We start from the raw sequence: 19232 nt of genomic DNA on the forward strand, positions 1-19232 counted from the left end.
TGGGCCTGCCTGCCGAACACGAGTTGCTGGAGGATGACACCGAGGCGGCGGAACTGGCCTGGCCGCGTTTTTTCGCCCGCGTCGAGTCCGATCCCGCCGCGCGGCAGGATTTTCTGGACAGCGTCGCGCTGCATGGGCGCAGCCAGACCCTCAAGGCCCTGACCAATGCGCTGGCCAAGCGTGTGGAGTTCCGTCTCGCGGACGAGGCGGGCGTGGTCGATGCCGGCGTGCAGCCGGTGGCCGAACTGTTCCCCGAGCTGGGGGGCGAGGGCGATCCGGTGGACACGTTCATGCGGCGGCAGCGCGAGGCCCTGCTGACCGCGGCGCGGGCGCTTGGGCAGGCCAGCGCGCCCACGTTCTCGGCCAAGGGCGCCGAGCTGGAAATGGCCGTCACGGCAGGCGACGCCGACGGCGTGATCGCGGCGCTGTTCAGCCAGAAGGGCGATCCGCGCAAGTTCAGCGACAAGCTGGCGGGCATCAACAGCGTGCGCGAGGCGCAGGGACTGTGCGCGCGTGCCCTGGCCGCGCGCCGGCAGCAGGCCGCGTGGCAGCACCAGCAGCGCATGGCGCGCCTGACGCGCATGCTGCTGGCCGCGTTTGCCGACATCAAGCGCGAGCGCGGCTGGGTGGACATGAGCGACGTGGAAGGTGCGGCGCGCCGGCTGCTGGGCGATGCCGAACTCTCGGGCTGGCTGCAGCAGCGCCTCGATGCGCGGGTGCGGCAGTTGCTGGTGGACGAGTTCCAGGACACCAACCCCCTGCAGTGGCAGGCGCTGTACGGCTGGCTCTCGGCCTATGCGGGCGCGGGCAGCGGCGAGGCGCCACGGGTGTTCCTGGTGGGCGATCCCAAGCAGTCGATCTACCGGTTCCGCCGTGCCGAGCCGCAGGTGTTCAAGGCCGCGCAGCAGTTCGTCGTGCAGGGCATGGGGGGGTCGCTGCTCAGCTGCGACCACACCCGGCGCTGCGCCATCGGCGTGGTGGATCTGCTCAACCGGGTGATGGGCGAGGCCCAGCGCAACGACGCCTACGCGGGCTACCGCACCCACACCACCGAAAGCACCGAGCCGGGTGCCGCGCTCGTGCTGCCCCAGGTGCCGCGCCCCGCAAGCGGGCCAGCCAATGGCGGTGATGAGGCCAGTGGCTGGCGCGACAGCCTGGTCACGCCGCGCCTGCTGCCCGAAGACAGCCTCAGCGCGCAGGAAGCGCGGCAGGTGGCCGACTGGATCGCCGCCGAGCTGGGGTCGGGCCTGCAGCCGGGCAATTTCATGGTGCTCTCGCGCAAGCGCGAGCGCCTGGGCTGGCTGCACCAGGCGCTGTCCGAGCGCGGCATCCCCTGCGAGCAACCCGAAAAGCTCGACCTGGCCGAACACCCGGCCGTGCAGGACATCATCGCGCTGCTGGATGCCCTCGTGTCCACCGCGAACGACCTGAGTCTGGCGCGCGCCCTGCGATCGCCCTTGTTCGGCCTGGACGATGGCGCCCTGGCGCGCGTGGCACGGCTGCGCCGCCGTGCCGGGCTGGATGCGGCCGAAGGTGCGGACAGGCAGGCACTGTCCTGGTGGCAGACCTTGCAGGCACTGGCGGACACCGATGTGGCCGGCTCCGATGACCCGGCTGCCGACGCGGCGCTGGCGCAGGCGGCGCGCACGCTGCGGCAATGGCGTGCCTGGCTGATGCACCGGCCGCCGCACGATGCCCTGGCCGCGATCTACCGCGACGGCGACGTGCTGGCGCGCTACGCGCAGGCCGTTACCGATCGCCAGCGCGAGGGCGTGCGCCTGGCGCTGCAGGCGGTGCTGTCGCAGGCACTGGCGCAGGACGGGGGACGCTTTCTCTCGGCCTACCGCTTTGTGCGGGCGCTCAAGGCCGGCGGCATTGCCTTGCCCGCCGCCGCCCATGCCGACGCCGTGCAACTGCTCACCATCCATGGGGCCAAGGGCCTGGAGGCAGACACGGTCGTGCTGCTGGACACCGACGCGCCGCCGCCGGCGGCCGAGAGCATGGGCGTGCTGGTGGATTGGCCTGGCGAGGCCGCCGAGCCCCGGCGCTTCGTCTTCCTGGCCTCGGAGAAGCTGCCACCGGCCTGCGCGCAGGACCTGCTGGCGCGCGAGCAGCAGGCGCGCGCGCTGGAAGAGCTCAACGCGCTCTATGTGGCGCTGACCCGGGCAGGCCGGCGCCTGGTGGTCTCCAGCATCGAGCCGCACCGCCGTGGCGCTACCGCTTCGTGGCTGCAACGGATGGAAGGCCATGCGGTGACGCTGGGCGCCGTTCCTGCCGCCGCGCCGGCGGTGGCCGCGCAGATGGCTGGGCAGGGTGACACCATCGTGCTGGACCTGCCCGCCTGGGTGCCGCCGGTGGTGGACACCAACGCGGAAGAGGCCGACGCACCGGCGACGCCCGAGGACGACACCCGCACACGCATCGGGCTGGCGCTGCACCGCCTGCTGCAATGGGTGCCCACGCCGGCGAAAGGATTCGCATGGCAGGCGCATCATGAGCAGGCGGTGGCGCGCGAGTTCCACCTCTCGACCGCGCAGTTGCGCGAGGCGGCGCGCATGGCACACGCGGTGCTGCACGGTGAGGCGGCGTGGGCCTGGGATGCCGACCGGCTCGACCGCTGGCACAGCGAGGTGGATCTGTGGCACGAGGGCCAGTTGCTGCGCATCGACCGCCTGGTGCGCCGCGCCGACACGGCCTGCTGGTGGGTGCTGGACTACAAGAGCGCGGTCCACCCCGAGCGTCAGGCGGGCTTGCGCGAGCAGCTTTGGCGCTACCATCGCGCGCTCGCCCAGACGCGGCCGGGCGAGGCCATCCGCCTGGCTTTCGTCAACGCCGAAGGCCGCCTGATCGAACTGTCCTGACATGACCCACTCCCATATGGCTTTGCCTTTCGCCGCCCGCAGGGCTGTTGCACCAGCGTCTTCGGGCTCTCAGGAGGGGAGGGCATGAGCGCCGTCGATACCATCATCATCGGGGGCGGGCCGGCCGGCCTCATGGTCGCGCAGGCGCTGTCCGCCGCCGGTGTCGGCTGCGCGCTGTTCGACGCCATGCCCTCGGTCGGGCGCAAGTTCCTGCTCGCGGGCAAGGGCGGCATGAACCTCACGCACGCCGAGGATTTCGATGCCTTCGTGGGCCGCTATGGTGCCCGCGCCGAGGTGCTGCGACCCATGCTGGCGCAGTTTGGCCCGGCGCAGGTGCGTGCCTGGGCGGCGGATCTGGGCATCGACACCTTCGTCGGTACCTCGCGGCGCGTGTTCCCGACCGACATGAAGGCCGCGCCGCTGCTGCGCGCCTGGTTGCAACGCCTGCGCCATCCGGCGCCAGGCGGTGCACCCGTGCGCCTGCACATGCGGCACCGCTGTACCGGTGTGTGGCCCGATGGCGTGGCGGGTGCGCTCGCGTGCCACTTCGATACCCCCGACGGACCGGTGGCCGTGCAGGCGCGCAGCGTGGTGCTGGCGCTGGGCGGTGGCAGTTGGGCACGCCTGGGCTCGGACGGTGCCTGGCAGGGCTGGCTGGCCGAAGCCCTGGGGCCCGAGGCGCTGACGCCCCTGCAGCCGGCCAACTGCGGTTTCGACGTGCAGGGCTCGGCCGTGCATGGCGTGGCCGGTGGCTGGAGCGATTTCTTCCGCGAGCGCCATGCCGGCCAGCCGTTCAAATCGGTGGCGATCCGCTTCACCGACGGCCTCGGTCGGCATTTCGATCGCAAGGGCGAGTTCGTCGCCACCGCCAGCGGCATCGAAGGCAGCCTGATCTACGCCGTCTCGGCCCTGCTGCGCGATCAGATCGGGCGCCGCGGCAGCGCCACCTTCGAGCTGGACCTGTTGCCGGACCGCAGCGCGGCGCAGGTGGCCGCCCAGGTGGCGCACCCGCGTGGCTCGCGCAGCCTCTCGGCCCACCTCAAGAGCCGTCTCGGGCTGGACGGCATCAAGATGGCGCTGCTCAATGAGCTGCTCTCGCGCGAACAGTTGCACGACCCGCAGGCCCTGGCCGCCGCCATCAAGGCCCTGCCCGTCACCGTGACGGCGGCCCGCCCCATCGACGAGGCCATCAGCAGCGCCGGCGGCGTGCGCTTCGAGGCCATGGACGAGCACCTTATGCTGAAGGCGCTACCCGGCGTGTTCTGTGCCGGCGAAATGCTGGACTGGGAGGCGCCCACCGGCGGCTACCTGCTCACAGCCTGCCTGGCCAGTGGTGTGCGCGCCGGACAAGGGGTGGCGCGGTGGATGGCGGTACGATGACGGCCATAGTCACCGAACCCGCACACGAGACATGCCCGACACCGCACCTATCGATTCACCCGAGCTCCTGACGGCCGACGCCATCGCGGCCCGCCTGAAGGTGGATCCGGCGGTCGGACTGGATGAGGCCGAGGTGCTGGGGCGCCGGGACCGCTGGGGTGCCAACGAACTGGAGGCTGCCGCGGCAAACCCGGCCTGGCGCCAGTTCCTTGCGCAGTTCAAGAGTCCGCTGGTCTATCTGCTGCTGGTGGCTGTGGTGGTGACGCTGCTGGTCTGGTTTCTGGACGATGCACATGGCTGGCCCGTGGACGCCTTGGTGATTCTGGTCATTGTCGTGCTCAATTCGGTCCTGGGCTTCGTGCAGGAGCGCCGCTCCGAGCGTGCCGCTGCCGCCCTGGTCCGGATGACGCAGGCCACCTCATCGGTGCTGCGCCAGGGCAGGGTGGTGCGCGTGCCTTGCCGCGAGCTGGTGCCCGGCGATGTGCTGCTGCTGGGCGAAGGCGACAGCGTGGGGGCCGACGCGCGCCTGCTGCAGGCCAATGAATTGCTGCTGCTGGAGTCGTCCCTGACCGGCGAGAGCCTGCCGGTGCGCAAGGGGGTGGAGGCCCTGGCGGCCCAGGTGCCGCTGGCCGAGCGCGTCAACATGGTGTTCAAGGGAACCGCCGTGGCGCAGGGCAATGGCGTGGCCGTGGTGACCGCCACCGGTATGAACACCGAGGTGGGGACGATTGCCCACCTGCTGAAGACCACGCCGGACGAGCTCACGCCGCTGCAGCGCGAGGTGTCGCGCATCGGCCAGATGCTGGCGCGTGCCGTGGTGGCCATCGCGCTGATCGTGATGGCCTCGATGCTGCTCACGGCCGATGTCAACAGCCGCGCCGACTGGGTCGCCGTCTTTCTGCTGGGGGTGTCTCTGGCGGTGGCTGCGGTTCCCGAAGGGCTGCCGGCCATTCTCTCGCTGGTGCTGGCCATCGGCGTCGAACGCATGGCCCGGCGCAAGGCCATTGTCAAGAAGCTCTCGTCGGTCGAAACACTGGGGTCGGCGTCGGTCATCTGCACCGACAAGACCGGCACCCTGACGCGCTCGGAAATGACGATCGAACGGGTGCTCATGCCCTCGGGCAGCAGTCGCTTCGAGGGCGTGGGTTATGAACCCCGGGGGCAGGTGGTGCACGGGGGTGAAATGGACACCCGTGATCTGCACGCCGAACTCGTTCGGCTCATCGGCGCGGGCAGCCTGGCAGGCAATGCCCAGCTCTACCAGGAGAGCGACGGCAGTTGGGTGGTGCAGGGCGATCCGACCGAGGCGGCCTTTCTGGTGGCCGAGCGCAAGCTGGGGACGCAAGACGAGCGCCAGCGGCGGTTTGAGCGCCTGGCCGAGATTCCCTTCAGCTCGGAGCGCAAGATGATGTCGGTCATCGTGCGGGACCAGGATGCCGGCAACCGGCGTTTGCTGGTCAGCAAAGGCGCACCCGATGTGCTGCTGGAGCGCTGTTCGTACGCGCGTGTCGGGGCCGATGTGGTTCCCATGAGCCCGGCCATCAGGGCGCGCGCGCTGGCCGATGTGGCGAGCCTGTCGGACGCGGCGCTGCGCACGCTGGCGGTGGCCTACCGCGAGTTGGCCGCTGACGAAGACCGGGACGATGCCCCGGCGCTGGAGCGTGACCTGATCTTTCTGGGCACCGTGGGCATCATCGACCCGCCACGGCCCGAGGCGGCGCAGGCCATCGATGCTGCCCGGCAGGCCGGCATCCGCGTCATCATGATCACGGGCGACCACCCCCGCACCGCCCAGCGCATCGCTGCCGATCTGGGCATCATCGAGGCCGGTGGTGCGGTGCTCACGGGTCCCGAACTCGATCGGCTCGATGCGGCGGCCCTGTCGGCGGCGGTCGACAAGACCTCGGTCTATGCCCGTGTGGCGCCGGTGCACAAGCTGCGCATCGTCGACGCGCTGCAGGCGCGGGGCCACGTGGTGGCCATGACCGGCGATGGGGTGAACGATGCGCCCGCACTGAAGTCGGCCGACATCGGCGTGGCCATGGGCGTGACCGGCACCGAGGTGACCAAGGAGGCCGGCAAGATGATCCTGGCCGACGACAACTTCGCCACCATCGTGGCCGCGGTGCGCGAGGGGCGGGGCATCCTCGACAACATCCGCAAGTTTCTGCGCTACCTGCTCTCGTCCAACATGGGTGAGGTGATGACGGTCTTCTTCGGCGTGCTGCTGGCGCCCCTGCTCGGGCTGTCTTCCGGTGGCGCGCTCGTCATGCCCCTGCTGGCGACGCAGATCCTCTGGATCAATCTGATCACCGATTCCGGACCGGCCCTGGCGATGGGCGTGGACCCGCACGACGAAGGCGTCATGCAGAGCCCGCCCCGCCGGCCCGACGAGCGCGTGATCGATGGCCGCATGTGGCGTGGCGTGCTGGAAACCGGCCTGGTGATGGCGGTGGCCACCTTGCTCGCGCTGGACATGATGCTGCCCGGTGGGCTGATCGAGGGCGACGCGTCGATGGATGTCGCGCGCACGGCCGCGTTCACGGTGCTGGTGCTGGCGCAGCTCTTCAATGCCTTTGCCACGCGTTCCGAAACGCGCAGCGTGCTGTCGCATCTGCTGGACAACGGCTGGATGTGGATGGCGGTGGTCGTAGGCGTTGTCCTGCAGGTCCTGGTGGTCGAGTGGTCCTGGCTGGGCAGGGCGTTCGGTACCGTGCCGCTGACAGCAGGTCAGTGGATGTGGTGCGTGCTGCTTGCCAGCAGCGTCCTGTGGTGGACGGAGCTGCGCAAATGGGCGCTGCGTCGGCGGGATGCCCGGGTGGTTTCCGCCACCGTGGTTGCCTGATCCGCAGGGGAGTGACAAATGGAGCAGGTTGATGCCGTGGTGATTGGCGCGGGCGTGGTGGGACTGGCGGTGGCGCGTGCGCTGGCGCTGCGTGGGCGCGAGGTGATGGTGCTGGAGCGTGCCGGTGCCATTGGCACGGAAACCAGTTCGCGCAACAGCGAGGTCATCCATGCCGGCATCTATTACCCGGCAGGTTCGCTCAAGGCGCGGCTGTGCGTCGAGGGCAAGGCCAGGCTGTACGCCTACTGCGGCGAGCGTGGCATCGCGCACCGGCGCTGCGGCAAGCTCATCGTGGCCACATCGGCCAGCCAGCGCGACGCGCTGCCGTCCATCCGCGAACGCGCCCGCGCCAATGGCGTGGACGACCTGCGGCTGATCGGCCGCGACGAGGCGAGGGTGCTCGAGCCCGCGCTGGAATGCCTGGCGGCGCTGGTGTCGCCTTCGACGGGCATCATCGACAGCCATGGGCTGATGCTGTCGCTGCAGGGCGATCTGGAACACCTGGGCGGGCTGGTGGCATTGCACGCGCAGGTCGATCGGATGCAGGTGATGGAAGACGGCATCGCCGTGCACTGCGCCGATGGCGTGGTGCTGCGGGCGCGCACGGTGGTGAACGCCGCCGGGCTGGGGGCCTGCGCACTGGCGCGGCGTACCGGGGGTCTGCCTGCCGGCCTCGTGCCCGCGCCGCATTTCGCCAAGGGCAGCTATTTCACGCTGACGGGCCGGGCGCCGTTTTCGCACCTGATCTACCCGGCGCCCGAACCCGACCGCCATCTCGCGGGCCTGGGCGTGCACCTGACCATCGATCTGGGCGGCCAGGCGAAATTCGGTCCCGATGTGCAATGGGTGGACGACCCGGGTGACCTGACGGTCGATCCCGGGCGTGGCGACGGGTTCTACGACGAGGTACGCCGTTACTGGCCCGGCCTGACCGACGGTGCACTGCAGCCGGGCTACGCGGGCATGCGGCCCAAGATCAGCGGTCCGGGGGAGCCGGCGGCCGACTTCCGCATCGACGGCCCCGCCGTCCATGGCCTTGCCGGCCTGGTCAATTTGTTCGGCATTGAGTCGCCGGGCCTGACCAGTTGCCTGGCCATTGGCGAACACGTGGCACAGTGCCTGGAAGACTGAACTGCCGTTGCACGGCCGTGGTGCACATCCGCATGGGTTGACACAGCGCAAACGGTCTGACGCCGACGCCACCAAGGCCGGTTCTCCTACACCACAGGTGCGGAGGCGCTGCTACGATGGGCATTCATTTCCCACCATTCACAGGAGAGCCCATCATGCCGAGAAAGTCTGCTGCCGCCAATGCACAAGCCGAACTGGAAAGCCTGGTCGCCGACCTGCGCGACGTGCTGTCGCGCAAGGAGCTGGATGCCGTGCCGGAAATCTCGCGCCTGCGCGAGCGCCTGGATGACGGTGTGGCCGCCCTGCGTGAACGCGCCAGCCAGGCTGCCCACGACGCGGCCGAGCGCGCACGCGACGTGGCCCACCGCGCCGACAACTATGCCCATGACGAACCATGGCGCGTCGCCGGGGTCGCCGCGGCGGTCGGTGCCGTGTTCGGCTTCATCCTCGGTCGTCGCTGAGCCCCCCGGTCCATGCGGACGATCATCCGCTGGCTGTTGCTGCTTGGTGGCGGTGACGGCCTGCGCGCAACGGCCCGGGCGTTGGCCGCGGAAGGTGGCGAGGCGCTGGCCGAAAGGGCCGAGCTGGCCGCGCTGGAATGGCGCCAGGTGCGTCAGCGCGCCCTGCTGCTGCTGGCGGGTGGCATCCTGCTGGCGATGGCGCTGATGATCACCCTGCTGCTGGGCTCCTTGGCCCTGATGATCCACTTCTGGGACACACCGCTGCGCGTCACCGTCGCGTGGTCGGTGGCGCTCGGGTGGCTGGCCTTGTGCCTGGCAACAGCCGGGTGGCTGGCCTACCTTGCGCGCCGCGCGCCGTCAGCCTTTGCCCTGACGCGCGAGGAACTCGCCAGGGACTGGGCCTTGATCAAGGAGTCGCTGTGAAACGCGCCGACGAATTGCGCACGCTCGAACTGCAGATCCGCATCCGGATGCGACGCGAGCGCTGGCGTGCCCGGCTGGCCAGCGGGGCGCCCGATGGCGGGGCAGACCGGGGGGGGCCGGACACCTTCCCGCGCAGCCAGACACTGCGCATGGTACTCGCACACCCCGGCGTGGCGGCCGGGGCGTTCGCGGCAGCGGCCATGCTTGGCCCTTCGCGGCTGATCCGCTGGGCCGCCATGCTGCTGCCTTTGCTGCGCAGATAGCCGCCTTGTGGCGCGGCCGTCTCAGCGGGCGCGGGCGGCCTTGATGGCGGAGGCGGCCTCGCGCACCAGCGCCGGGCCGCGGTAGATCAGGCCGGTGTAGATCTGCACGAGGTCGGCGCCGGCGTCGATCTTGCTCACCGCATCGGCGGCGCTCATCACGCCGCCCACGCCGATGATGGGAAAACGCGGGCCGAGCGCCGCGCGCAGCGCGCGGATGACCCGGTTGCTGGCCTCGAGCACCGGCGCACCGGAGAGGCCGCCGGCCTCCTCTGCGTACGGCAGGCCTTGCACGGCATCGCGGCTGAGCGTGGTGTTGGTGGCGATCACGCCCAGGTTGTTGGTCGGCGCGCCATCGGCATCCGTACCGTAGCGGCGCAGGGTCCCGGCGATCACGGCGATCTGGCCGTCGTCCAGGTCGGGTGCGATCTTGAGGAACACGGGAATGCGCCGCCCCGTGCGCTGCACGAGCTGCTCGCGCCGCTCGCTCACGGCGTGCAGCAGGGCATCGAGGGCTTCGTCGCCCTGCAGGCTGCGCAGGTTCTTGGTGTTGGGGCTGGAGATGTTGACCGTGACGTAGTCGGCGTGCGGGTACACCCCTTCCAGGCAGGTCAGGTAGTCGCTGGTGGCGTTCTCGATCGGGGTGCTGGCGTTCTTGCCGATGTTCAGACCCAGACGCATGCCCTGGCCATCTGCCGCCACCTGACGACTGCGCGAGCGCTGGACGTTCGCGAGGAAGGCATCCAGCCCCTCGTTGTTGAACCCCAGCCGGTTGATCAGCGCGTTCGCCGCGGGCAGGCGGAACATGCGGGGCTTGGGGTTGCCCGGTTGTGCCTTGGGGGTGACGGTGCCCACCTCGACGAAACCGAAACCCATCGCGGCCAGGCCATCGATGCAGCGGGCGTTCTTGTCCAGCCCGGCCGCCAGGCCCACGCGGTTGGGAAAGCGCACACCGGCCACGGTGACCGGGTCGTCCACGCGGGACTCGCGCCAGAGGCAGGCCAAGGGCGAGTCCTGGAAGCGCGCGAGGGCATCGAGCGTGCGCTCATGCGCGGTTTCCGGGTCCATGCCAAAAAGAATGGGGCGGGTCAGGGCGTAGGGCAGCAGGGACATGGACGGGATCGGGGAGAAGATAATGGCCGGATGCGTGCAAACCTCGATTGTCTCAAATGACCCAAGACGAACTCAAAACCCTGGTCGGCCAGGCGGCCGTGCAATACGTGGTGCCCGGTGACATCGTGGGCGTGGGCACCGGCTCCACCGTCAACAAGTTCATCGACGCGCTGGCGGCGATCAAGGACCGGATACCGGGCGCGGTGTCCAGTTCGGAGGCGTCGACCACCCGGCTCAAGGCGCTGGGCATTCCGGTGTTCGAGGCCAGCGAGGTGGGCGAGCTGGCGGTCTACATCGACGGCGCCGACGAAATCGACGGCCGTGGCTTCATGGTCAAGGGGGGCGGGGCGGCGCTCACGCGCGAGAAGATCGTGGCGGCCCAGTCGCGCCGGTTCGTGTGCATCGCCGACGAGAGCAAGCTGGTGTCCACCCTGGGCGCGTTCCCGCTGCCGGTGGAAGTCATCCCGATGGCCGCGGGGCGCCTGGTGCGCCAGTTCGCGGCGCTGGGCGGCCAGGCCAGGGTGCGGCTCAGGGACGGCAAGCCGCTGGTGACCGACAACGGTCAGCACATTCTGGACGTGACGGGACTGACGATCGACGACCCGCTGGCCTTCGAGAGCACGGTCAACCAGTGGCCCGGCGTGGTCACCGTGGGTGTCTTCGCGCACCAGAAGGCCGACGTCTGCCTGCTCGGCACCGCCAGCGGCGTGCGCACGCTGACGTTCTGACGCGTCAGAACCGGATGCCGGCCGGGTTGGTGACGGGCGGCGTCACCGGGATCTTGTTGTCGGCCGGCGACGCCTCCGTGGTTTCCTCCGGGGCGGCGGGGGCGGCACTGGTCTGCGCCGGTGCCACGAGCGGCGAGGCGGCCGGCCGGCGATAGCCCGGTGGCAGTGCCGACTGGGCCGGGTAACCCGCGGCATCGAGGTAGCGCCCCCACTCGGCCTCCGAGTAGCCCTTGATACGCTGGGCGCCGATCGTCAGCAGGGGCAGGGTGCCGTCACCGCCCAGCCGCTTGAGCGCTGCCAGATCCCCGGCGGTGTTGCCCACGGTCTTCTCGCTGAAGGGGATGCCGCGGGCCTCGAGCATGCGGCGGCCGCTGTCGCATGGCGCGCAATCCTGGTCGGTGTAGATCACGACCGGGTAACGGCTGGCGACCTGCTGCAGTGCGTAGGGAAGACGGCTGCCCGGGCTCCCACCGGTGCTGCGCTGGCTGCCGCCTGTGGTGGCAGCGGGGGCCGGACTGGTTGGCGGCGGCTGGTCCGAAAAGGTCACGCGCCCGTCCGGTCCGACGATCCGGTACACCCCTTGCGCGCAGACGGCGGAGACGGCGAAACCCAGACAGGACAGGATGATCAGTTGGCGCATGGTTTCCCTCGGTGAATGTTGGTTTCTGTCCGACGCGCTACGGTGATGTCGTTCAGGCCATGCCCTGGTGGCGCAGCAGCGCGTCGATACCGGGCTCGCGGCCGCGGAAGGCCTTGAACGAGGCCATGGCCGGCCGGCTGCCGCCAGCCTCCAGGATGGCCTGGCGGTAACGCCGCCCGGTGGCCACATCGAGCGTGCTGCCACCCTTGGCCTGTGCCGCTTCCTCGAACGCCGCGTAGGCGTCGGCCGAGAGCACCTCGGCCCATTTGTAGCTGTAGTAGCCGGCACTGTAGCCGCCGGCAAAAATGTGGCTGAACGTGTGCGCCGTGCGGCTGTAGGCCGGCGGCAGCAGCAGGGCCACCTCCTGGCGCACCTCGGCCAGCAGGGCCAGGATGCCCTCGCCGGAGGTCACCGGCTCGGACTGGCCATGCAGCAGCATGTCGAACAGCGCGAACTCCACCTGGCGCAGGGTCTGCAGGCCGCTCTGGTAGTTCCTGGCCGCGAGCATCTTGTCGAACAGTTCGCGCGGCAGGGGCTCGCCCGTGTCCACGTGGGCCGTCATGTGCCGCAGCACGTCCCACTCCCAGCAGAAGTTCTCCATGAACTGGCTGGGCAACTCCACCGCGTCCCATTCAACGCCACTGATGCCGGACACATCGCGCTCGTTGACCTGGGTGAGCATGTGGTGCAGGCCGTGACCGAATTCGTGGAACAGCGTGATCACATCGTCGTGCGTGAGCAGCGGTGGCTTGCCGCCCACGCCGTCGGCGAAATTGCACACCAGGTGCGCCACCGGCGTCTGCAGCGCACCGGAGTCGGGGCGCAGCCAGCGCGCACGCGCGTCGTCCATCCAGGCGCCACCGCGCTTGCCGGTGCGTGCCGAGGGGTCGAGATAGAACTGGCCGACGAGCTGCGTTCCCTGCGGTGTCGGGCGCTCGATGCGGTAGAACTCGACCGCGGGGTGCCAGACAGGCGCCTCGTCGCGACGGATCGACACCTCGAACAGTGTCTCGACAATATGGAACAGGCCGGCCAGCACCTTGGGGGCTGTGAAGTAGGGCTTGACCTCCTGCTCGCTGAAGGCGTAGCGGGCTTCCTTGAGCTTCTCGCCGATGTAGGGCCAGTCCCAGGGCTGCGGGTCGGCCAGGCCGAGGTGCTCGGCCGCGAAGGCGCGCAGATCGGCCAGATCCTTCTCCGCGAACGGGCGTGCCTTGGCGGCCAGGTCGCGCAGGAAGGCGATGACCTGCTCGGGCGAGTCGGCCATCTTGGGCACCAGCGAGACGTCGGCGTAGTGCCGGTGGCCCAGCAGACGCGCTTCCTCATGGCGCAGCGCCAGCAGCTCGGTCATGATGGCAGTGTTGTCGAACTTCGTGCCGTCACCTTCGGCCTGGTCGCTGGCGCGGGTCACGTAGGCGCGGTAGAGCGTCTGGCGCAGTGCGCTGCTGTCGGCAAACTGCATCACCGGCAGGTAGCAGGGCATCTTGAGCGTGAGCTTGTGGCCCGGCTTGCCATCGGCCGCTGCCGCAGCGGCGGTGGCCTCGAGCACGTCGGCGGGCACGCCCGCCAGTTCGGCGGTGTCCACGTACAGGGTGAAGGCATCGGTGGCGTCGAGCGTGTTCTCGCTGAACTTCTGCGCCAACTCGGCCTGGCGCTCCTGGATCTGCGCGAAACGCTCCTTGTCGGCGCCCTGCAGCTCGGCACCGCCGAGCACGAAACCGCGCAGGGCGTTCTCGCGCGCACGGCGCTGCTCGTCGTTCAGCGTGGCCAGGTCCATGGCCTTGTACTTGGCATACAGGCGTTCATCGGCGCCCAGGCGCGTCCAGAACTCGGTCACCTTCGGCAGCGCCTCGTTGTAGGCGGCGCGCAGCTCGGGCGTGTCGGCCACACCGTTGAGGTGGCTGACAGCGCCCCAGGCCAGGCCCAGGCGTTCGGTGGCCACGTCCAGTGCCCTGGCCATGTCGTCCCAGCGGGCGGGGAAATCGGGCGCGGTGACGGTCTCCAGCGCGGCGGCCGCCACCTCCAGCAGTCGGTCGATGGCCGCAACGACGTGTTCGGGCCGGATCGCATCGAACCGGGGCAGGCCGCTGAAGTCGAGCAGGGGGTTGGTCGTGAGGTCGGAGACGGAAGATGGGGCAGCTGCGTTCATGTCGGATCAGATGGGGCGTCGGGGCCGGGGTTTCAATGGCTGCCTGGTACCGGCTCAGCCGCCCGCGGACTTCTTGACGCTCTTCTTGAACGTCTTGGCGCGCTTGATCTGCCCGCCGGGCGTCAGCCGCTGGTTGCCCAAGACCTTGACCACCTTGATCTCGGGCTTGACGCCACCGCGCTTGGCGAACTTGAGCACCTTGACCTCGCGCGGACCGGGCTTGCGCTCCTCATCGACCGGCCGGGCCTTCTCCGGTTGCGGGCGCCAGAGCACGAGCAGTTTGCCGATGTGCTGGATCGGGGCCGCGTCGAGTTCGTCGGCCAGCGTCTGCAGCATGGTCTCGCGGGCGGCGCGGTCGTCGCTGAACACGCGCACCTTGATCAGGCCGTGGGCCTTGAGGGCGGCATCGACTTCCTTGCGCACGGAAGGGGTCAGGCCATCGGCGCCGATCATCACGACCGGATCAAGATGGTGGGCTTCGGCGCGGTAATCCTTGCGCTGGGCGGGGGTAAGGTGGATCTGGGGCATGGGACAATTATCGTTTAACCCCGCGGTTTGCGCCGCAACGCTTACCAGCATCCAAGCCATGGGCATCAAGGTCCGCACCCAGAGCAAGAAGGTCAACAAGGCCTGGCTCAACCAGCACGTCAACGACCCCTACGTCCGCCAGGCGCAGAAGGACGGCTATCGCGCCCGCGCGGCGTACAAGCTCAAGGAGATCGACGAGCAGCTCGGCCTGATCCGGCCGGGTATGTGCGTGGTGGACCTGGGCTCGGCGCCCGGGGCCTGGAGCCAGTACCTGCGGCGGCGCCTGAGTCCGTCCGGCGCGGCGACGGGCGCCCTGCAGGGCCGCATCATCGCACTGGACCTGCTGCCCATGGAGCCGGTCGAGGGGGTTCACTTCATCCAGGGCGATTTTCGGGAGGACGCGGTGCTGGCCGGGCTGGAGCAGGCGCTGGCCGAGCGGGGGCAGACACAGGTGGATGTGGTGGTGTCCGACATGGCGCCCAACCTCTCGGGCATCGAGTCGGCCGACGCCGCCCGGATTGCGCACCTGGTGGAACTGGCTGTGGATTTCGCCGCCCGCCACCTGCGGCCCGACGGTGCCCTGGTGACCAAGGTCTTCCACGGCGGGGCCTATGACGCCCTGGTGGCGCTGTTTCGCCGGACCTTCAAGACCGTCAAGGTGATCAAGCCCAAGGCCTCGCGCGACAAATCTTCTGAAACCTTCCTCGTGGGCATGGGTCTGAAAGACAGTACCGGTGCCTGAATGGGCGGTGACGCTGGTCGCGACGCAAGATTTTGCCTAACCCTTTGATTGACATCGGTTTACCTGAATCGGGGGGGGTCCCGGGTTGAAACCCCTAAAATGGCCCAGATATATGACGGATTCGGTCTTTGTTCCAGCCAGGAGCTGCTCTTGAACAACCAGTGGTTCTCCAAAATTGCCGTGTGGATGGTCATCGCGATGGTGCTGTTCACGGTCTTCAAACAGTTCGACGGACGGGGCGTGTCCGGCGCGGGCTACATCGGCTATTCCGACTTCCTGGACCAGGTCAAGGCGCAGCAGATCAAAAGTGCAACGATCCAGGAGGGCCCGAGCGGCACCGAGATCGTGGCGCTCACCCAGGATGACCGCCGCGTCCGCACCACGGCCACCTACCTGGACCGTGGCCTGGTGGGCGACCTGATCAACAACAACGTCAAGTTCGACGTCAAGCCGCGCGAGGAAGGTTCCCTGCTCATGACGCTGCTCGTGAGCTGGGGCCCGATGCTGCTGCTGATCGGCGTGTGGATCTACTTCATGCGCCAGATGCAGGGCGGCGGCAAGGGCGGCGCCTTCAGCTTTGGCAAGAGCAAGGCGCGCATGCTCGACGAGAACAACAACACCGTCACCTTTGCCGACGTGGCGGGTTGTGACGAGGCCAAGGAAGAGGTCAAGGAGGTCGTGGACTTCCTGAAGGACCCGCAGAAATTCCAGAAGCTGGGCGGGCGCATCCCACGCGGCCTGCTGCTGGTCGGCCCGCCGGGTACCGGCAAGACGCTGCTGGCCAAGTCCATCGCGGGGGAAGCCAAGGTCCCGTTCTTCAGCATCTCGGGTTCCGATTTCGTGGAAATGTTCGTCGGCGTGGGCGCGGCCCGCGTGCGCGACATGTTCGAGAACGCCAAGAAGAACGCGCCCTGCATCATCTTCATCGACGAAATCGATGCCGTGGGCCGTCAGCGCGGTGCCGGCCTCGGTGGCGGCAATGACGAGCGCGAGCAGACCCTCAACCAGATGCTGGTCGAGATGGATGGCTTCGAGACCAACCTGGGCGTGATCGTGGTGGCTGCCACCAACCGCCCCGACATCCTGGACGCCGCGCTGCTGCGCCCGGGCCGTTTCGACCGCCAGGTCTACGTCACGCTGCCCGACATCCGCGGTCGCGAGCAGATCCTGAACGTGCACATGCGCAAGATTCCGCTGGGCAACGACGTGAACGCGGCGGTGATCGCGCGTGGCACCCCCGGCATGAGCGGTGCCGACCTGGCCAACCTCTGCAACGAGGCGGCCCTGATGGCCGCGCGCCGCAATGCGCGTCTGGTCGAGATGCAGGACTTCGAGAAGGCCAAGGACAAGATCATCATGGGCCCCGAGCGCAAGACCATGGTCATGCCCGAGGAAGAGCGCCGCAACACGGCCTACCATGAGTCGGGCCACGCGCTGATCGGCAAGCTCCTGCCCAAATGCGATCCGGTGCACAAGGTCACCATCATCCCGCGCGGCCGCGCGCTGGGCGTGACGATGAGCCTGCCCGAGCAGGACCGCTACAGCTACGACAAGGAATACATGCTCAACCAGATCGCGATGCTGTTCGGTGGCCGCATCGCCGAAGAGGTGTTCATGAACCAGATGACCACCGGCGCCAGCAACGACTTCGAGCGCGCCACGCACATCGCGCGCGACATGGTCATGCGCTATGGCATGAGCGATGCGCTGGGCCCCATGGTCTATGCCGAGAACGAGGGCGAGGTCTTCCTGGGCCGCTCGGTCACGAAGACGACCAACATCTCCGAGCAGACCATGCAGAAGGTCGATGGTGAGGTGCGCCGCATCATCGACGAGCAGTATGCGCTGGCGCGCGGCCTGATCGAAGAGCACGCCGACAAGATGCACGCCATGGCCAAGGCGCTGCTCGAATGGGAGACCATCGACGGCGACCAGCTCGACGACATCATGGCCGGCAAACCTCCGCGCCCGCCCAAGGACTGGACGCCACGCACGCCTCCCGCGGGTGGCAGCGGCGGCAACGACGGCACGCCGGCGGTCAATCCCGACGCGGCGCCGACGGCGGCCTGACTGGGCGGCGTGTCAGCCGGGATCTGAACGACAAACGGGGCTTCGGCCCCGTTTGTCATGAAGGGTCCGCGGTGCTCGCCCTGGCGGCCCGGTTGGTCTTGCGCCACTCCCAGGGGGGCATCGGGGCCGGGTCGGCCCACAGGCCCAGGCGCCGGGTTTGGGCCTCCCGCTCCGCCGCGGCGTAGCGCTCGCGGGCCTGTGGTGTCTGCTCGCGGGCATAGCCGCGGTACCACCAGGCCATGCCCGAACGGACCATGACCAGGCCGGCGTCCACCACGGGTCTGTCGTCGGGAGCGCCTGCGGGTGGCACCATCACGGTGCAGACATGGCGGCCGTAACGGTCTTTCCTGGGGCAATCCAGACCGACCTGCTTGCCGAAGGCCAGACTGGAGAGCTTCTGCCGGGACTGCTGGGAGAAGGGCTGCTGTCGCTCGGGCGCGTCGATGGCACCGAGGCGGACCTTGATCTGTTCATAGGCACCCGGCTGGCCGCAACGGGCCGTGAGGGTGTCGCCATCGGCAATACCGATGACCAGGCACAAGAGAAGCGAAGCGTTCAACACGGGACGGACACAAAACCGCCAGTCTACCGCCTGCCCCGGGGCCTTCCTGGCGCGGTTTTTGCTGAATCGCGGTGCCGGCCACAAGCCGGTGCGTCCAGATTTTTCCGGGTGTTTGCCATGAGCTTGACCACCACGTCTTCCGATCACCGCGTGCGCCTGCCATTGTCGCCGGATGCGCTGCGCCACGGGCCTCTCGAAGATGCCCAGGCGCTGTTCACGGGTTCCCTGTTCGTCGGCATCGCGATGCTGATGTTTGCCCAGTCGGGCCTGCTGACCGGCAGCACCGCCGGTCTGGCCTTCGTGCTGCACTACGCCACCGGCTGGCCGTTCGGAGGGATCTATTTCCTCATCAACCTGCCGTTCTACTGGTTCGCCTGGACGCGCATCGGTCATGCGTTCACGGTCAAGACCTTCGTCAGCGTCGGCATCCTGTCGCTGGTGACGGTGCTGGGGCCGCGCCTCATCCACATCGACTACCTGCACCCGGGATTTGCCGCGGTGTCGGGCGGGCTGCTGATGGGTGCGGGCTTGCTGTTCCTGGCGCGCCACCACTCCAGCCTCGGGGGGGCGACCATCGCCTCGCTGTACCTGCAGGACCGCTACGGCATCCGGGCCGGCCACGTGCAGATGGCCATCGACGCCTGCATCGTCATGCTGGCGCTGTCGGTCGTGTCGTGGGAAAGGGTGGCCTGGTCGGTGCTCGCGGCGGTGATCATGGGGATCTTCCTGGCGGTGAGCCACCGCCCCGAGCGCTACCTGGGCCGCTGAATCACTTCTTCCTGATCAGGCCGACCACCACCAGCAGCAGGATCGCGCCAATGACCGAGGCGATGAAACCCACAGGCTGGCCGGGCGCGTACAGGCCCAGCGCGGCACCCAGGTAGCCAGCGACAAAGGAACCGGCCACGCCGAGCACGGTGGTCATGATCCAGCCCATGCTGTCGTTGCCGGGCTTGATGGCGCGGGCGATCAGACCCACGATGAGACCGATGATGAGGGTTCCGAGCAGGGACATCATGTCGGCAGCTTCCTTTGCTTTGCATGGCCATGGGCCGGGAAAGGTCACTGTAGTCCGGGATGCCGGAGGTGCCGCCTAAACCCCGCCGGCGGCGGGGTCTTCGGTGTGCCATGCGTCATTCGGGTGTGGCCTGGTGTCCATCGGCGCTGGCCTGCTCGATCTGCTCGCTCAGTTCCAGCCAGCGCATTTCCTCGGTTTCCAGCGCGTCCAGCACGGCCTTCAGCCGGCGTCCGGCCTGGGCGATGTCCGCGGGCGCCAAGGGTTCGCTGAGTGCCGTTTCCAGCTCGGCCTTTTCGGCGTTCAGGCTGGCCATGTGCCGCTCGG

General features: G+C 68.8%; 18 protein-coding genes. 11 read left to right on the plus strand and 7 right to left on the minus strand.

The window, feature by feature from the left end; translation table 11 throughout:
• The 7 genes from PHQ87_RS06860 to PHQ87_RS06890 form a co-directional block, all read left to right on the plus strand.
• The coding region (locus tag PHQ87_RS06860) for a 3'-5' exonuclease (RefSeq protein ID WP_300232413.1) at positions 1-2861 on the plus strand (2861 nt) is incomplete at its 5' end.
• 84 nt (positions 2862-2945) lie between these two features.
• Positions 2946-4241: a TIGR03862 family flavoprotein gene (locus PHQ87_RS06865; RefSeq protein ID WP_300232416.1), complete on the plus strand. Its 1296-nt coding sequence runs from the start codon at positions 2946-2948 to the stop codon at positions 4239-4241.
• Positions 4242-4272: 31 nt separating this feature from the next.
• On the plus strand, positions 4273-7086 hold the full coding sequence (locus PHQ87_RS06870) for a cation-translocating P-type ATPase (protein WP_300232419.1): 2814 nt from the start codon (positions 4273-4275) through the stop codon (positions 7084-7086).
• 18 nt (positions 7087-7104) lie between these two features.
• Positions 7105-8217, plus strand: a complete 1113-nt coding sequence (locus tag PHQ87_RS06875; RefSeq protein WP_300232421.1) for an NAD(P)/FAD-dependent oxidoreductase — start codon at positions 7105-7107, stop codon at positions 8215-8217.
• 155 nt (positions 8218-8372) lie between these two features.
• Positions 8373-8678, plus strand: a complete 306-nt coding sequence (locus PHQ87_RS06880) for a DUF883 family protein (protein WP_300232424.1) — start codon at positions 8373-8375, stop codon at positions 8676-8678.
• A gap of 12 nt (positions 8679-8690) precedes the next feature.
• Positions 8691-9101: a phage holin family protein gene (locus PHQ87_RS06885; protein WP_300232427.1), complete on the plus strand. Its 411-nt coding sequence runs from the start codon at positions 8691-8693 to the stop codon at positions 9099-9101.
• Positions 9098-9364, plus strand: coding sequence for a hypothetical protein (locus PHQ87_RS06890; protein WP_300232429.1), 267 nt, complete (start codon positions 9098-9100; stop codon positions 9362-9364). The genes PHQ87_RS06885 and PHQ87_RS06890 overlap by 4 nt, the downstream gene beginning before the upstream one ends.
• Positions 9365-9385: 21 nt before the next feature.
• Here PHQ87_RS06890 and PHQ87_RS06895 read toward each other — a convergent pair whose 3' ends face one another.
• Positions 9386-10474: a quinone-dependent dihydroorotate dehydrogenase gene (locus PHQ87_RS06895; protein ID WP_300232432.1), complete on the minus strand. Its 1089-nt coding sequence runs from the start codon at positions 10472-10474 to the stop codon at positions 9386-9388.
• A gap of 56 nt (positions 10475-10530) precedes the next feature.
• Between PHQ87_RS06895 and rpiA the strand changes: the two genes are divergently transcribed.
• A complete protein-coding gene (gene rpiA / locus PHQ87_RS06900) occupies positions 10531-11202 on the plus strand; it encodes a ribose-5-phosphate isomerase RpiA (protein ID WP_300232433.1) in 672 nt (223 codons plus the stop codon).
• Between the two features lie 4 nt (positions 11203-11206).
• Here the strand turns inward: rpiA and PHQ87_RS06905 are convergent, their stop codons facing one another.
• From PHQ87_RS06905 to PHQ87_RS06915, 3 genes are read right to left on the minus strand one after another with little or no spacing between them, the layout of a single operon-like run.
• Positions 11207-11842 (minus strand): DUF4124 domain-containing protein, encoded by a 636-nt coding sequence (locus PHQ87_RS06905; RefSeq protein ID WP_300232435.1) that lies wholly within the window; start codon positions 11840-11842, stop codon positions 11207-11209.
• A gap of 52 nt (positions 11843-11894) precedes the next feature.
• A complete protein-coding gene (locus tag PHQ87_RS06910; protein ID WP_300232437.1) occupies positions 11895-13988 on the minus strand; it encodes a M3 family metallopeptidase in 2094 nt (697 codons plus the stop codon).
• Between the two features lie 54 nt (positions 13989-14042).
• The gene (locus PHQ87_RS06915; protein ID WP_300232439.1) at positions 14043-14516 is read right to left on the minus strand and encodes a YhbY family RNA-binding protein; all 474 of its coding nucleotides are present in this window, start codon (positions 14514-14516) and stop codon (positions 14043-14045) included.
• Between the two features lie 64 nt (positions 14517-14580).
• Here PHQ87_RS06915 and PHQ87_RS06920 point away from each other — a divergent pair, with 64 nt between their 5' ends.
• Both PHQ87_RS06920 and ftsH read left to right on the plus strand, forming a co-directional pair.
• The gene (locus PHQ87_RS06920; protein WP_300232452.1) at positions 14581-15258 is read left to right on the plus strand and encodes an RlmE family RNA methyltransferase; all 678 of its coding nucleotides are present in this window, start codon (positions 14581-14583) and stop codon (positions 15256-15258) included.
• A gap of 150 nt (positions 15259-15408) precedes the next feature.
• Positions 15409-17328 (plus strand): ATP-dependent zinc metalloprotease FtsH, encoded by a 1920-nt coding sequence (ftsH, locus tag PHQ87_RS06925; RefSeq protein ID WP_300232441.1) that lies wholly within the window; start codon positions 15409-15411, stop codon positions 17326-17328.
• Between the two features lie 55 nt (positions 17329-17383).
• Here ftsH and PHQ87_RS06930 read toward each other — a convergent pair whose 3' ends face one another.
• Positions 17384-17887, minus strand: coding sequence for a thermonuclease family protein (locus tag PHQ87_RS06930; RefSeq protein ID WP_300232444.1), 504 nt, complete (start codon positions 17885-17887; stop codon positions 17384-17386).
• Between the two features lie 120 nt (positions 17888-18007).
• Here PHQ87_RS06930 and PHQ87_RS06935 point away from each other — a divergent pair, with 120 nt between their 5' ends.
• The gene (locus PHQ87_RS06935; protein ID WP_300232446.1) at positions 18008-18658 is read left to right on the plus strand and encodes a YitT family protein; all 651 of its coding nucleotides are present in this window, start codon (positions 18008-18010) and stop codon (positions 18656-18658) included.
• A gap of 1 nt (position 18659) precedes the next feature.
• Here PHQ87_RS06935 and PHQ87_RS06940 read toward each other — a convergent pair whose 3' ends face one another.
• Together PHQ87_RS06940 and PHQ87_RS06945 are read right to left on the minus strand one after the other, a co-directional pair.
• Positions 18660-18908, minus strand: a complete 249-nt coding sequence (locus PHQ87_RS06940) for a GlsB/YeaQ/YmgE family stress response membrane protein (RefSeq protein ID WP_300232448.1) — start codon at positions 18906-18908, stop codon at positions 18660-18662.
• A 115-nt stretch (positions 18909-19023) separates the two neighbouring features.
• Positions 19024-19232, minus strand: a 209-nt coding sequence (locus tag PHQ87_RS06945; protein WP_300232450.1) for a hypothetical protein, incomplete at its 5' end; no start/stop codon positions are given.

Origin of the sequence: Hydrogenophaga sp. (genome assembly GCF_028698005.1) — a bacterium.
Classification (GTDB): Bacteria; Pseudomonadota; Gammaproteobacteria; order Burkholderiales; family Burkholderiaceae_C; genus Hydrogenophaga.